The sequence below is a fragment of the Chlorobiota bacterium genome, from assembly GCA_016710285.1.
Taxonomy (GTDB): domain Bacteria; phylum Bacteroidota; class Ignavibacteria; order OLB7; family OLB7; genus OLB7.
In genome coordinates, this window is the sequence record JADJXR010000001.1 from 385,078 (window position 1) to 399,990 (window position 14,913).

12 protein-coding genes and 1 tRNA gene are annotated in these 14,913 nt (G+C 57.1%); 8 read left to right on the forward strand and 5 right to left on the reverse strand.

Translation table 11 applies throughout. The features are described from left to right. Positions 1 to 218 precede the first annotated feature (218 nt). The 4 genes from IPM61_01235 (at position 219) to IPM61_01250 (ending at position 3,717) form a co-directional block, all read left to right on the forward strand. Positions 219 to 959, forward strand: a complete 741-nt coding sequence (locus IPM61_01235; GenBank protein ID MBK8909930.1) for a M48 family metallopeptidase — start codon at positions 219 to 221, stop codon at positions 957 to 959. Between the two features lie 199 nt (positions 960 to 1,158). Continuing rightward, positions 1,159 to 1,620: an isoprenylcysteine carboxylmethyltransferase family protein gene (locus IPM61_01240; GenBank protein MBK8909931.1), complete on the forward strand. Its 462-nt coding sequence runs from the start codon at positions 1,159 to 1,161 to the stop codon at positions 1,618 to 1,620. Positions 1,621 to 1,726: 106 nt separating this feature from the next. Then, positions 1,727 to 2,857 carry an aromatic ring-hydroxylating dioxygenase subunit alpha gene (locus IPM61_01245; protein ID MBK8909932.1) on the forward strand — a complete coding sequence of 377 codons (1,131 nt, stop codon included), beginning with the start codon at positions 1,727 to 1,729 and terminating at the stop codon, positions 2,855 to 2,857. 221 nt (positions 2,858 to 3,078) lie between these two features. After that, on the forward strand, positions 3,079 to 3,717 hold the full coding sequence (locus tag IPM61_01250; protein ID MBK8909933.1) for a RecX family transcriptional regulator: 639 nt from the start codon (positions 3,079 to 3,081) through the stop codon (positions 3,715 to 3,717). A gap of 108 nt (positions 3,718 to 3,825) precedes the next feature. Here IPM61_01250 and IPM61_01255 read toward each other — a convergent pair whose 3' ends face one another. The 4 genes from IPM61_01255 to IPM61_01270 form a co-directional block, all read right to left on the reverse strand. Further along, complete coding sequence (locus IPM61_01255) at positions 3,826 to 5,796, reverse strand: hypothetical protein (protein ID MBK8909934.1); 1,971 nt, start codon at positions 5,794 to 5,796, stop codon at positions 3,826 to 3,828. Positions 5,797 to 5,811: 15 nt separating this feature from the next. Further along, positions 5,812 to 7,905, reverse strand: a complete 2,094-nt coding sequence (locus IPM61_01260) for a hypothetical protein (protein ID MBK8909935.1) — start codon at positions 7,903 to 7,905, stop codon at positions 5,812 to 5,814. Positions 7,906 to 8,098: 193 nt separating this feature from the next. Continuing rightward, positions 8,099 to 8,172: transfer RNA gene (locus IPM61_01265), tRNA-Pro, on the reverse strand. Positions 8,173 to 8,221: 49 nt separating this feature from the next. After that, on the reverse strand, positions 8,222 to 8,671 hold the full coding sequence (locus IPM61_01270; GenBank protein MBK8909936.1) for a MerR family transcriptional regulator: 450 nt from the start codon (positions 8,669 to 8,671) through the stop codon (positions 8,222 to 8,224). A gap of 265 nt (positions 8,672 to 8,936) precedes the next feature. On the opposite strand from IPM61_01270, the gene IPM61_01275 reads away from it, so the two are divergent. Both IPM61_01275 and IPM61_01280 read left to right on the forward strand, forming a co-directional pair. After that, entirely contained in the window at positions 8,937 to 9,683 is a 747-nt protein-coding gene (locus IPM61_01275; GenBank protein ID MBK8909937.1) for a DUF2071 domain-containing protein, read from the forward strand. Beyond that, the gene (locus tag IPM61_01280; GenBank protein MBK8909938.1) at positions 9,680 to 10,078 is read left to right on the forward strand and encodes a DUF393 domain-containing protein; all 399 of its coding nucleotides are present in this window, start codon (positions 9,680 to 9,682) and stop codon (positions 10,076 to 10,078) included. Before IPM61_01275 ends, IPM61_01280 begins: the two co-directional genes overlap by 4 nt. 384 nt (positions 10,079 to 10,462) lie before the next feature. Here IPM61_01280 and IPM61_01285 read toward each other — a convergent pair whose 3' ends face one another. Then, entirely contained in the window at positions 10,463 to 11,905 is a 1,443-nt protein-coding gene (locus tag IPM61_01285) for an OmpA family protein (GenBank protein MBK8909939.1), read from the reverse strand. Between the two features lie 294 nt (positions 11,906 to 12,199). On the opposite strand from IPM61_01285, the gene IPM61_01290 reads away from it, so the two are divergent. Together IPM61_01290 and IPM61_01295 are read left to right on the forward strand one after the other, a co-directional pair. Then, complete coding sequence (locus tag IPM61_01290) at positions 12,200 to 13,231, forward strand: hypothetical protein (protein MBK8909940.1); 1,032 nt, start codon at positions 12,200 to 12,202, stop codon at positions 13,229 to 13,231. Next, complete coding sequence (locus IPM61_01295; protein MBK8909941.1) at positions 13,224 to 14,705, forward strand: hypothetical protein; 1,482 nt, start codon at positions 13,224 to 13,226, stop codon at positions 14,703 to 14,705. Before IPM61_01290 ends, IPM61_01295 begins: the two co-directional genes overlap by 8 nt. Positions 14,706 to 14,913: the final 208 nt, after the last annotated feature.

Below are 14,913 nucleotides of genomic sequence, written 5' to 3' on the forward strand. Positions count from 1 at the left end.
TCAATGGAGGTTCGTGTGTTGCAATCGCTGTGCGGATGCGGGATACTTGGTAGTTCCCTAACGTGTTGGAATGCGTTTGCAAGCTACCATCTTTCGCCAGCGCGGGGGCAGTTCTTAGGGCGCGTTTGCCGATAAGGATTTGTAACCACGGGCTGTTTCTATCAACGAACAATCGCGGGGAATAGCGGGAAGGGATTGCCAGATTGTATTTTCGCGATGTGAAACCCGAGCCTCCAAAACCGCAAATCGGGACCGTGATGCTGAACGGCGTTTCGGTGCGCTACACCGTGCGCCGCAATGCTCGCGCTCGGAATATGCGGATCACCATCTCCCCCCACAGTGGCGTGGTGGTAACGCTCCCGTTGCGGCTGAAACGCTACATCAACCCGGAAGATTTTTTGCGGGAAAAGCAGGAATGGGTGCTTCACCACCTCCAACACGTGAAGCCAATCAGCCCGGCGGCGCAGCTTCGGGATGGCTCCATTATCTACTATCGCGGCGGACCGCTGCGATTGCGGGTGCACCGGGGCATCGGGAAAAACCCGCACATCTTCATTGAAGAAGGCCAGCTGCACCTGTACCTCCCTGCCGATCACGATCAAACAATCCGCGAAACCTTGCGCCAGTGGCTGCGCGCCGATGCCGCCGACGCTTTAACCAACGATGTCCGGCGGGAAGCCGAACGGATGGGACTTCGCTACGGACGCGTCACCATCCGCGACCAGAAAACGAAGTGGGGAAGCTGCTCCAAAAAAGGGAACTTATCCTTCAACTGGCGGCTGATACTCTTCCCGGAGCAGGTCCGGCGCTACATTGTTATCCATGAACTTTGCCACCTGCGGCAGTTTGACCACTCGCCAAAATTTTGGGCATTGGTGGAACGGTTCGACCCGAACTATCAGGCCTCCATCGAATGGCTGAAAGAACACGCCGCGCAGTATGAGCGGGACCTGCGGTAACGGAGTCTCCAACCGGCATCCGCCCCGCCGAATTGGACCGCATCACTGCCATCGAACCAACAACAAACCGAACAGAACACCTTCCCTTCATGCCTGATTTTCGCGACCGACTTTTCACGTGGCGTAGCTACACCCCCATCCCCTTCCTTCTTGTTGGTTTGGCACTGGGCCAGCCAACCATCCCCAGCTTGATCGGTGGATGTTTGTGCGCCCTGCTTGGCGAGGCAATCCGATTCTGGGGCGTTGGGCACGCCAGCTACGAAACCCGCGTCACCGAAACCGTCGGGGCCTCGCGATTGGTGGTTTCGGGCCGTTTGCCTACGTCCGGAACCCGCTGTACGTGGGGAATATCCTCCTCTACACCGGATTTGGGATCATGGCAAACCTTTGGTGGCTGGTGGTGATAACCCTCCTCTGGTTCCTGTTCCAATACCACCTGATCGTCTCACGCGAGGAAGAATTTTTGGCGAAGAAGTTCGGGCCGGAGTATGAGAAATTCCGCCAGCACGTCCCCCGGTTCCTCCCCCGATTTACCCCGTATCAGGGGGACCGCTCCACCACCATCCATTGGACCACCGCGTTCCGCAGCGAGCGGCGAACCTTCCAGGCGTTTGGCATTGCGCTGGCGCTGATGGTGGCCCGCTGGGGGCTGCTTCAGTAGCCAACCCGCGCTGGCCGGTGAAGGCCTTCTTGTTGAACATTTTGCTTCTGACCATCTTACTCCTGACCATCTTTCCATCGCGAATCAGAATGTGGGAATGCCCCCGATGACCAACCAGCAAAACTTCCCCACGCTGACCGAGCAGCTGACCGAGCAATCGCTGGCGGTGCTGCCGATTGAACGCTCGGAAACGATTCCTTCCGATTGGTACACCAACCCGGCATTCCACCAGCTGGACCGCCAGGCCGTTTTCTCGCAAACGTGGCAATGGGTTGGGCACATTGGGCAGCTGCAGCAGATTGGCGATTACTTCCTTGCCGATGTTGCCGATAATCCCGTAATCGTTCTTCGCGACCGCGAAGGAATGCTGCGCGGATTCTACAACGTCTGCCGCCATCGTGGCGGACCGCTGGCCACGCAGGATTCGGGCAACTGCACGATGCTGCAATGCAAGTACCACGGCTGGACCTATCGCTTGGATGGATCGCTGCGCGGGATCCCGAAATTTGACCGCGTGGAGTTGTTCAATCGGGAAGAGTACGGGCTGGTTCCGGTGAACGTGGCGGTGTGGGAAGGGCTGATCTTTGTGAGCTTGTGCCAAACTCCACCCCCAATCACCGAGGTGATGGAGGGGATTGCCCAGCGCATCGCGCCGAACTCACTTCCGGCAAAGCGGTTTTTCCGCAGGGTGGATTACCACGTTGATTGCAACTGGAAAATCTACGTTGATAATTATCTGGAGGGCTATCACGTCCCGCTGGTTCACCCGGAGCTGATGAAGATGTTGGAGTTCAACAGCTACATCACCGAAACCGCGCGCTGGCACTCGTTGCAATTCAGCCCCTTGCGTGGCACGGGCGATCATCCGTACGGAGCCAACGGCGATTCGGGCAATGCATTCTACTATTTCATCTACCCCAATTTCATGCTGAATATTTTGCCCGGGCGGCTGCAAACCAACGTGGTGATCCCGATAACACACCAGCGGACGCTTGTTCGGTTCGACTATTTCTACGACGACGTTGAATCGCCCGAAGCAATCGCCTTCATCAATGATGAAATAGCCACCAGCCACCGCATTCAAGTTGAGGATATTGAGATTTGCGAGCGGGTGCAACGGGGCGTTGCCTCGCACGCTTACGACCGCGGGCGTTTCTCGGTGGAGTGCGAGCAAGGGGTCTATCACTTCCAATCGCTGCTGAAAGAGAGCTACCGCCAGTGGAAAAACATGGAGTGATTGCGGTGCCGACTGCGTTGCGGTGGCCGGCCAACCGTGCGGGTTCGTCGGGATCGCCCTGCCCCCGCCCCCAGCCCTTGAATAAATTTTCTTCCTTCGTTCAACTCCATTCCCTCGATCCCCCTATTTTCCCAGCGATTGCCAAAAGGTTTGGAGTTTTTTTTGGGCAAGATGCCATGCGCCCAAATGCCATTTCACCAAGAATTTTCATCATCGGAACCATGGACACCACGCCGATTACCATTGCCGACATCCTTCCCCAGCGGAGCCGAACGCAGCCCCGGCGCATCCGCCTTTCCGACGGCTTCACCTTTCCAATCAGCGACGACACCATCGTCCGGTTTGGGCTGGCAAAAGGGGTGGTGGTTTCGCAAGAACAGATCGAGCAGATTCGGGGTGCCGAAGAAGCCTTCCAAGCAAAACAGGCCGTGCTAACAATCTGCGGAAGGCGGCTCCGAAGCAAAAAGGAATTGCAGGAGAAATTGCGCGAGAAAGAATTCCGCGCCGAGGCGATTGACGCAGCACTCGCCTTCGCTGCCGAATACGGCTACTTGGACGACCGCAATTTTGCGCAAGCGTTCGTTCGGGACCAGTTGCTGCGCCGCCCTTTGGGCCGGCAGCGGTTGCAGCTGGAGCTTCAGCGGCGCGGGGTTGCCAAGCATGATATTGACGATGCCTTGTCCGCTGTTTTTTCCGACAGCGACCAGGAGTTGCAGCTTGCGATTGCGGCGGCGCGCAAAAAACTCTCCACCTTGCGCGCCACCGATCCACAAAAACGGGAACGCTCCCTTGCCAATTTTCTTGCAACTCGTGGGTTTGGCTGGGAGGTTGTTCGGAAGGTGATGGAGGAATTGAAGTAAGATTTTTTTGGGGGGGAAAATGGGATCAGATTCCAACCCTCCCGAAGCGGCCCCCCTTCCCTTGAAGGGGTGGCCGGCAAACCGCAGGATGCAGACCGTGATGGGGGATTATTGCTGCTTCAGTTGCTCTATCCGCCGCAAGGCTTTGGCTCCGTAGTCCGTTTTCACGATGCCATCATGCAAGCGGTAGCACTGCTCGGCAAGGTCGTAATCCCGCAGCTGCTCGAACGCAATTCCGGTGTTGTAGAATAAATCGGGATAATTGATGGTGCTGCGGCGGATGCCTTCAATCCCGATCTGCGCCGCCGCACGGTTCCACCCCATCCGCAAACAGGCTTTCATCATATCCCCCTCGGCCGCTGGCGAGTATTGCTGGCGGAAAAATCCCGCAAAAAAACCATCCGGCTTGAAATTGGTGATGATTGCCTCCATCTCCTCCTTTGTCCGCTGTGGCCCGGTGGCAAGCAAATCCCGCTCGCTGATTGCAGGAATTTGCGGCGCGTATCCCTGCTTCAGAAAAACCGCCGCCACTTGGTCAATATACACCAGCCTCCAATCGGTGCGGCTGTGAAAAAACCGCAGCCAGGGCGATTCGTTTTTGTGAGGGAAGGAGATAATCACTGGGCGGTAGTGCTCAATCAGCGCCAGCTTTCCGGTGTCGGTTGCCATGCGCAGATATTCGGCAAAGAATTTTTCGCCGATCACCTCATTCCTGGCATCAATAAAAATTGGCTGGCGGAGTTTCCACATGAAAATCCCGCCAAAATTTATCTGGTTCAGGATGCGCCCATCAAGGTTATTGCTTCGGATAAATTCAGCAGCTTTTATCGGGATTTTATTATCGGCAAACTGATACCCGAACGTTCCAAGCCCGCGCCATGCCACCCAATAATCGTCGGTGACAACGCGAACACAGGTTAGGAAGCAGAGCACGCCAACCGCAATCAAGCTCCAACGCGTTGCTGCCGTTCCACCTCCCCCACTCTGAGCCTCCTCCATCTCCACCTCTCCCTCTTTCTTCTTCACCAACGAAGCAAACCCGGCGGCCACAATCGGCGCAACCACCATCACGAAATAGCCGATGTTTTTGAACGCTGACAGAAGCACGAACGTAAAGAATGCAAAAAGCAGGAACTCAACCCACCGAATGCCGCCACGCAACCAACGCAACAGCAACCCCACGACCGTCAGCAGGATAAAAAGGTGAAAGAATAACGCTGGCTGGAACAAGATAAAGCTGCCATCCAGGGAATACCAAGCGAACGTAAACCCGGAAAATGGGGACATATATTCGCCGATCATATCCTTGTATAAATTCCCCGACTGCAAAAAACCAAACTGCTCCAGCGGAAGCAAAACAGCTCCCTCGTAGAAATAGGGATTGATAAAACAGGCAGCCACCGCAATTGCCGACCATTTCAGCAGATTGACATCGGCCTTCCGATTCTTCAAGCTATCCCCAACGAAATAGCAGAAAAAGACAATCCATCCCAGAATAAACAGGGCATGGGTGTTCACCCACAGCAGCATAATCAGGGCAATCGGCCACAGTGCTGCGGAGCGGTCGCGGCGGTAGCGTTCAAGAAAAAAGAGGAGGAGGTTAAGGAAAATCCAGCTGAAAATGTGAGGTCGGATAAAGAAAAAATAGCTGCACGTCATCACCGCCACGAACAGAACCGGCGCAACGTACGGATTATTCAACGTCACCAACTGGGCCGTACGGCGGAACAGAAGAAAAATGCTGCACCCCACCGCCAGCCCATTCAGAAGCACCATTCCGAACGGCCCGGCAATGTTATTCGTTAATGCCAGCGTCACCTGATAAAGCCAATACATATCTATGTACGGGCGGTCGGTGATGGTGTAGGTGAAGGGGTCGTTCCCGGGGAATCGCATATTCTCCAGAATCCATTCCCCTGCCTTCAGGTGGAAGCCAATATCTAAATCGCGAATTTCCTGGAACGCCAGCATCACCCCCATCACCATCATCGCAGCAATCATCCACCACATCCCTTTCCCCCACTCACCACGGATCAACGCGGCATCGCCCTGCCGATTATTTTCCTGTTCGTTCAGCATCAGAAAAAATACCCTTTATTGGTCAAGTTGATTACTGCTGGTGGTGTCGGCATTCTCCTCCGGGATTGCTGCTGGAGGTTGCTCATTCCCCATCCCGCGTTGCTGCCGAATTGCCATCTGCTGGCAGTACCGGATTTTCTTTACTGATTCCGCCGTTGGGTTGGCGGTGTGGTACCGGCGGTAGCAATAAATGGCGCGTTCCCAATCGCCACGCAACCGGAAGGCTTCGGCAAGGTTGTAATACATCTCGGGCACGTCAACGGTGCTGCGGCGTATTCCTTCAACGCCGTAGCGGATTGCTGGCTCAATCCAGCGCATTGCCAGCATCCCGCCAACAACATCCATTTCCTCGTTCGGGAAATATTGAGGCTTGAAAAATCCGCTGAAGAAACTGCTGGGTTTATACTGGTAGATAATTTCATCTATTTCCTGAAGCGAGCGCGCCGGCGCACCCTCGGCAGCTTTATTGGAATCTAGAGTAGGGATTTGCGGAGCGTAATCTTTCTTCAAGAACACCATCGAAATATCGTCCAGATAGACCAGTCGCCAATCGGGCGATTTACGGAGCGGCGGAAGCCAGTATCGCTCCTCAACGCGGCGCGGGAAGGCGATGATCTGCGGGTCGTATTTCCGCAGAATTGCTTCCCGCCCTTTCGGTGTCCGGAAGGAGCTGAACTCCTTAAAAAATTCTTCGCCGATCACCTCATTTCTTGCATCAATAAAAACTTTTTGCGGCAGCATATACATGTAAATGCCGCCAAAATTGATGTGGTTGAACAACCGCCCCGTTAGCCCATTATCCCGAAGAAATTGCGCCGAACGCATCGGCATATTATTTGTGCTGTATCGGTAGCCGGTGACATCGCGCGAGCGCCAGCCGATGTAGTAGGCGTTGGTGGCAACGCGCATCGAGGCCAGCACCACAACAACAATCATCCCAACGCTTCCCCACAGCAGCATTTTTTCGGAAGTGAGCGCGGTTGGCAAGGCATCGCGAAGGCGGGTTCCGGCGGGGGTAAGGCGGTCGCGGTGGCGGTAGAATAACGCGCCAATCCCATGGACCACCAACGGCATCAGTGCCATCAAGAAATAGCCGATATTCTTGAATGCCGATGCCATCAGATAGCTAAAAATCACCACCAGCAGCAGCTCGTGGATTTTGACGATTTTTTCCTTCAGCAATCGCGCACCAACGGCAACCAACGTCAGCACCAAGAAAAGGTGGAAGAAGAAATTTGGCTGGAACAGGACAAGCTCTCCGTTCAGCCAATACATTCCTGTTAGCGTGCGCCCTTTGAATGGGGAGGCATATTCGCTAATCATTTTTTTGAACAGGTTCCCCCCTTGCAGGAACCCGAATTGTTCCAGCGGCAACAGGAAGCAGTGGTAGGTGTAGGGGTTCAGCAAGCAGATCACCACGCCGATTGCGCACCATTTCAGCAGGTTCATATCCAGCTTCCGCTGCTCGATGGAAATGCCAACGAAGTAGCAGAAAAAAGCAACCCAACCAAGCACAAAAATCGTGTGCATATTCACCCACAGCAGCATGATAACCGGAAGCGGCCACAGTTTTGTGGAGCGGTCGCGGTAGTAGTTCTCCAGAACCAGCAGGATCAGATTGAGGAAGAGGAAGGAGAAGATGTGGGGGCGGATGCCGAAGTGGTAGCTTGCCGCAAAAACGCCAACAAACATCACCACCCCAAAGCTGAACTGGCGGATGGAACCAAGCTGCTGGGTGCGTTTGATCACCAGCCAGAAATTCAGCACCACCAACAGCGCGTTAATGGCCACAATCAGGAACTCCCCGCCGATGGAGTTGGTGATGGAAAGCACCACCTGATAGCCCCAATACATATCAATGTAGGGGTGGTCGTTGATGGTGTAGGTGAAGACATCGTTGCCCGGCCAGCGGAAATTTTGCAGCATCCAATCGCCAGCTTTCAGGTGGAAGCCGGTGTCAAGGTCGCGGATTTCCCGGAACGCCAGCGTAAACGCCAACGCAAGCAACAACGCAATCAGCACCTGCTGGGCTGTGGTTGCTGCGCGAAGCGTTTCGGCAACGGAAGGCTTGGTTGAAGGGGCAGATGAAAGCGGAAGTTCTTCGTGCATCAAGGGAAGGGAATTGGTGCTTGGTGATACGTCGCGCTGGCGGGAAGAATGGAGAGGTTCCACACCCCCCACAGCAGACTAACAAACCACGCCAACAAGATAACACGCCAACGGAATCCAGCCAGCTGCGGGCCGCGGGAATGGGGCAAATCTCCCAAAACAGCGAAAGCCTGCAAGAAGCAGGCTTTCCTTGTCGGCGTGGCGGGATTTGAACCCACGACCCCCACTACCCCAAAGTGGTGCGCTACCGGGCTGCGCTACACGCCGAAATGTACTTTATGTTCCCCTTGCTCAGTTGCCCCCCGCTCTTGTTCCCTTAATGAGCTGTGGCCTTCTCGGCTGGCGAAGAATCCAGCACCTGAAGGATTTCCACCAACGAATCGCGAATCGCCTGCAGGTCCCGGCGAACGTCGTCGGGGAGCGAGTTGGTAGGTTCGGTTATGGTTGCCGGAGCTTCTGTGCCGGGGATTGTGAACTCCGCCGTCCCTCCTTCTGCTGCTGGTGCCAGAATCGCCTCCAGGTCCATCGTCTCCAGAATCTGCCGCGCACCTTCGATAGTGTAGCGATGCTCGCGGGTCAGCTTCTTGATGAGCTTCACCAACTCGATTTCCTTGTTGGTGTAAATCCGATTTCCGGCCCTGTTCTTCTGCGGGCGCAACTGCTCGAACTCCGACTCCCAATACCGAAGGACGTACTGCTCCAATCCCACCATCTTGCTTACTTCGCTGATGGAGTAATAGAGCTTTTTTATCTGGAAGTCCTTCATTGTTCGGGAAACCTCTCCGCTGTCAGAAAAACGCGGGGCGCAACATAGCGAAAGGGCGGTGGCGGTGCAAGAGCCACAACACAATTGGGAAGCGGTCATCGCACACTGTCACAGTGGGGGGACGATGGAGGGAACACAGTCAGCGGAAGAATATGACTGGCGATTCGCTTTGCTTCCATGCCGATCCTCGATTTTTCCTACTTCAAATTTTAGCCAGGTTCTTAGATTCGGGCATCTTCCTCCAATCACTATAACCCGTGGCTTCATGCCGCAGCCCTCTATCTTTCTTACTGGCCAGTGGCGGCATCTGGTGATGCTCAATTACTTGGTTCCCCCGGCAACGCTCCTTCCGCTGGTTCCCAACGGGACGGTGCTTGACACGTGGCAGGGGCGCACCTATGCCAGCTTGGTCGGATTCCTTTTTTTGGATACCAAAGTGATGGGGCTGCCAATTCCCTTCCATCGGAATTTTGAGGAGGTGAACTTGCGGTTCTACGTGCGGCGCGTGGTCAACGGCCAGGTGCGGCGTGGAGTGGTGTTCATCAAGGAAATCGTTCCCCGCTGGGCGATTGCTGCTGCCGCACGCATTTTCTACAACGAGAACTACGTGGCAATGCCGATGCGCCATTGCTTCACAACAGAAGGAGGAATGGGAGGGAACGCGGCAGAGGCCAACGCAAACGTTGAGTATGGGTGGAAGCTGAACGGAGTGTGGAACAGCATGGCGGTCCAGCCAATTGGCCAACCGCAGCCAATCGCCGACGGATCGGAGGAGGAGTTCATCACCGAACACTACTGGGGGTATGCCCGGCAACGGGATGGCGGGACGGTGGAGTATCAAGTGGAGCACCCACGCTGGACCGCGCGGCGTTGTGCCAACCCACGGCTGATCTGCAACGCCCAGCAACTCTACGGGCCGGAGTTTGCCCCCGTGCTGGCGGATCCTCCGCTCTCGGCATTCATGGCTGAAGGATCAGAAATCATTGTTAGAAATGGAGTTCGAATCGCATGATTCATCACGACGGAAAGAACCATTTGCTGTTCGATGGCGATTGCGGCATCTGCACGTGGTTGGCCACAAACCTTTGCCCCAAAATGGCACGCCCGGGGGCGTACAGCATCCAACCCTACTTCTCCCACAGCGAAGAAGAACTAAAAAAATATGGTATCACCTACGATGACTGCGACAAGCGGCTGTATGTCATCACCAAATCGGGGAAGGTTTTTGGCGGGGCGTTTGGGGTGAACTGGTTCCTGCTGACCTCACCCCCGTGGACGCTGCTGGCGCTTCCGTTTATCCTGCTTCCGCCGCTGCTTCTGCTGCAAGTGATTGCCTACAAACTGGTGGCCATCAACCGCCACCACATCTCACGCTGGTTCGGGTTGAATGCTTGCAAGGTGCGATAACCGATGATCCTGAGGTTTGGGGGAGCAACGCGGGTTTGCCGATGCCCCTCGTCCTCTGTAGCCGAAGGCTAAAGACCTTTTATCAATCCCGACGGAGGTCGGGGCGGCTACCCCCGACTGCGTTGGGGAGGGGGAATACCCGTTGTTCTCTGAACCTCCCGAAGCGTTCCCCTCCAACGGAGGGGTGCCCGACAGGGCGGGGTGGGTTCGGGGACACCACCGAACAAGCGGAGGTTCGCGTTGGTTGCGGAAGGCGATGATCCTGAGATTCGGAAGGGAAAGCAGTTTCGTGTGTGTCCCCAACCCACCCCCCCACCCCCTCCCAAGAGGGGGAGCAACGCACAGGGCCACGCAGTTGGTCAAACCCAATCCCCGCCCCCCCACTCACCGCCGCGTGACGACGATGGCGACGCGGCGATTGAGCTTCCGCCCTTCTTCGCTTTCGTTGCTGTCAATCGGCATTGTGCTTCCGTAGCCTTGCGAGGTCAGCCGCTGCTCGGCGATTCCCCGCTCGATCAACGCTTGCCGGACCGCCTGGGCACGTTGCTCGGAAAGGAGCTGATTCCGCTCGGGCGTTCCTTCTGCCGATGCGTGCCCCTCAATCTTGATCTCTAACCGTGGGTTCCGCTTCATCCGCGCCGCGATTGTGTCCAACGCCGGATTCGATTCCGGCAGAAGATCCGCCGAGTTGTAGGCAAATTGGATTCGCCGCTCAATCGGTTCGGCGTTGTTCTCGGTGATCGAATTGGGGGATAGCCGCGGCCCGCTGGTTTCGTACTCAATCTTCCCTGCGGCCGGCTCCGGCGCGCCCGGGGGATTCAGCCCAACCCGTGCGATATGCCGCCCGCCGGCGTTGATTGGCTGATAGCTCACCAAGTAGTAATTCCGCAGGCTACGGTATATATCCTCGAAGATTGCTGGCAGCTTTTTGGGGTCGTCGGTTTGGTAAAATTTCCCGCCGCTGTACTTGCTTAGCTCCTGCAGCACGCCACGGTTCACCGCGCCGAACGCAACGGTGAAAATTGGGATGTTGTGTTTCTTGACGAACGCGTACAGGTCCAACTCATTGATGTTGCTGGCGTTGTCCTCCCCGTCGGTGAACAGGATCAGTGCGCGGGGGTTTGCGGCGGGGGCGGCGGCAAGCTGTTCCCCCCCCAACTTCGCTGCGGAATACATTGCGGTGTAGTTCCCAAACCCCTTCAACCCGTTGCCGAAGATGCCCAGAAGCTCATCGGTTTGGGTGCTGGCTTTTGCGGCAAGCTGCGGTTTGTCGTCGAACTTCACCACGGTGATCCGGTCGGCGGGGCGTTTCAGCTTCACGAACGATTGGGCCGCGTTCTCCAGCAACCCGATGCTGCTGGCCATTGTGCCGGAGTAATCCAGCACCAACGCAAGCTCGTTCGGCAAGCCATCTTTTTCGCTGAACTCGCGCACGGTGAAGTTCTCAATCTTTTCCGGCTGGCCGTCGGTTCCAATCTGCTCGGTTAGCCCGCTCCAGATTGCACGGTAATCGCCCGGGCCGTCGTAGTACGGCGGCGCAAGGTTGGTGATAAGGTAGCCAGCGCGGTCGAAAACGCGAACGTACAGGTGGATGGAGTCGGGGAACTTATCGGTGATGATCCGCCAGGGGTCCACCACCAACGTGGCGGGGTCCGCTTGGCTGAACGGCTTCAGGCCGATCATATACACCCCTTTCGCGCCGGAGGAATCGGCGTACTCAACCTCATCAAGGGCAATCACCCCTTTGATTTGGTCATCGAAGGAGCGGCAGGCAGCCAACGAAAGGGCAACGCCAAGCGAACAAAGAAGGAGCCGAGTGTGAAGCATGGATTACGGGAAAATTCTGTTCGGAACGGACGAAGCCGGGCCAGGTCCCAGCCGCCACGGTGGTTTGGCGAACGGGAATTGCCGCGCCAAAGATAGCGCGAACATCACAACGCCACCCCACCCTGTGCAAGTCAATCGGTAATCCCCATGTAACTTTGCGCCATCGGGATGCCATTGCGCGGAGCCGCCTCCATCGCCGTTCAACTGAAAAACGGTAGCTTCTGCCAGAAGTAACAGGGGGCGCAGGCAATCTCCATCTCCGGATTCCGCAGCCCTATCTTCTGCAGCCGGCCAATGGCCATTTCCCGATTCAACAACATCCTAACCGACAACCGATTCCCGACTACCGATATATCCATGAAGGCATTTGTACGCGACAGCGGGGAACTTCCCGATTCATCTTTACAGTCCGCAGCGATCGAGGCACGGCTGGCACACATGGAAGAGCTTCTGGGCGAGCTTCACGAATGGATGCGCGCCGAGCAGGTCAGCTCCCTTCCGGCGCAGTATCGCAAGCTCTACTCCAGCCTTATCACCTCCGACTTCGACCGCCGCACCGCCTCGGCATTGGTGCGGGCGTTGTTCCAATCGGTGGGGAAGAACGAGCCAAGCGATGAGGAACTGAAACTTGCTGCCTCGCACGAGATTGATACGGCCATCGAAAAGATGAAAGAATCGCTGCCAGGAATACGCCCACGCGCCAGCGGGGAAAAACCGTTTGTGGTGGCGTTGGTGGGGCCATCGGGCGCGGGGAAAACCACGATGATGTACAAGCTGGCCGTGCGTGCGGTGCTGAACTTTGGCTTGCGGGTAAAAATCATCAGCTGCGACACCTACAAGATTGGCTCGGTGGAAGGGGTGCAAACCATTGCCGACATCCTGAGCGTCCCGTTCGGCATTGCGTTTGAACCGCGCGACATCACCGAGCAGATGCTGGGAAGCGATATTGACTTGGTGATTCTTGACACCGCCGGGCGAAGCGACCGCGCCGCACGCGAGGAGCTTTCGGAGTTCATCACCGCCGCCGCGCCGGACGAGATTCACCTGGTGCTTTCGGCAACCATGAGCCAGCGGGCCATCCAGGAAACCGCCGCGCTGTTTTTGGGGGAACGGATCAACTACGTCACCTTCACGAAGCTGGACGAAGCTCCGTCGCTTGGCGGGGTTATCTCCTCGCTGCGGTGGCTTGGGCTTCCGCTGGGGTTCGTCAGCAGCGGGACCATGATCCCCGATGACCTTCTCCCCTCGCGTGAAGTTCCCCTGGGTGAGTGGGCAATCGAAGGAATGGCCCTGCAAACTCCCGATCCGGAGGCCGCCCATGTCTAGGCGATGCATCCCGTTGTGGCTTCTTCTCTCCCTTCTGCTCCCCCTTGCTGCGGTTGCCACACAGGTGACGGAAGCCGGATGGAACGAGCGCGATTTTGTGATAACCTTCAGCGACAGCGTTCGCTACGAAGTTGACCTTGCCGAGACCGATTCCACCGTGGTGGTGATTCGATTTCCGGGCACCACGATTGCCCCAAACGCAACGCTGCGCCACCTGCGTAATCGCCACAGCGGGACCGCAGGATTCTCCCCACTTCCCGATGGCGGATTGCGGCTTACCGTCACCTCCCGAGCGCGGTTCGGATACTCAACGCTCTGGCGGCCATTCACCAAACGGCTGATCGTCCACACGTTCGATTGGAACGGGCTTCCCTACAACCAAGAGCAATATCACAAAGGCCTGCTGGCGTTGGAGTCGGGCCTGACCCAGCAAGCCGAGGAGCTTCTGGGGGTTGCCTACGCCACCGGCGAGCAGCGGGCCGCCTCGGCCCTTGGGGTCCTTTACGCCCGCAGCGGGAACGACTCGCTGGCCGCGCGCTACCTTGCCGTCCCCGCCGATGAGGACGACCGCCAAGCCTTGCAGCAGATTCAGCAGCGGGATGGAGCTCCCGTTGCCAGCAACCCAGCACCGGCAATCCAGCCTTCCACGCCGGAGCAGATACCAACATCCTCCCCTACTCACACCTCACGATCATTCATGGAAACGTTGAACGACTGGCGGGTCCTTGTTGCGGTGATTGGCGGATTGCTGCTGTTCACCATCGCGCTGGCAATCCTGATCCGCTCCTCGCGGAAGAAACCGGCCCACACTCCTTCCGCACCAACAACCGGGCAGCCGGAGCAACCAGACGTTCGTGTGGTGGGGCGCGACCCCAACCCAATTGCCGCCGCCGCGCCAGCCGGAGCAGCTGCGGTTGCGCCAGCCGTTGCCCCGGCAGTTGCGCCAACAGTGGCCACCACCACGCCACCCCCGGTGGAGCCAATCCCGCAAGAACCGCCCGCGCCAGCAGTGCCGATAACTCCCGCAGCTCCAGAAAAAGTCGAGCCGCCAGTTGTGGCAACGGCAACGATTGCAAAAGAGCCGGATCCCGTGGCCGCGCCAATTCCAGAAACTCCGGCGGAGGCTCCATCTCCGATTGCTGAGCCAACAATCACCCCGCAAAAATTGCAGCAACCGGTGGGGCGATTGATTGAGATGGAATCAATCGCCCCCGCCGCCGCACGGCCTGCAAGCCAGGCCGAACCTGAAGCTCAGGTTGGAGATGAGCCATCGGGGAAAGGGGCGGGGCAATCGCGGCGGATGTCGGGGCAGGCGTTGCAGTTGCAGCAACGGATCGAGGCGGCACGGCGTGGGGAGATCACCGTCTCCTCCTCCGAAGTCCCAGCGGTGTACGAGGCGCGCCGCCTGAACGTCTCGCGCGATAACGTGGAGCTACGCCGCCGCATCCACGACCTGCAACGGAAAGAATCATAACAACAGATCAGCAAACAATCATGCTGAACACGCTAACGGTGTTGTGGGTGGTGGTGCTGTTGGTGGTGGGGGTGCTCCTCCTGAAAATTTTCACGCTCCGGGAAAAGGGGGAGTGAGGCGGGGGCTTCCCTGCCTGGCCTTGTGCGCGGCTCCCCCTCTTGGGCGGGGGGTGGGTTGGAGACACCACCGAACCAAGTATCCATTTCCG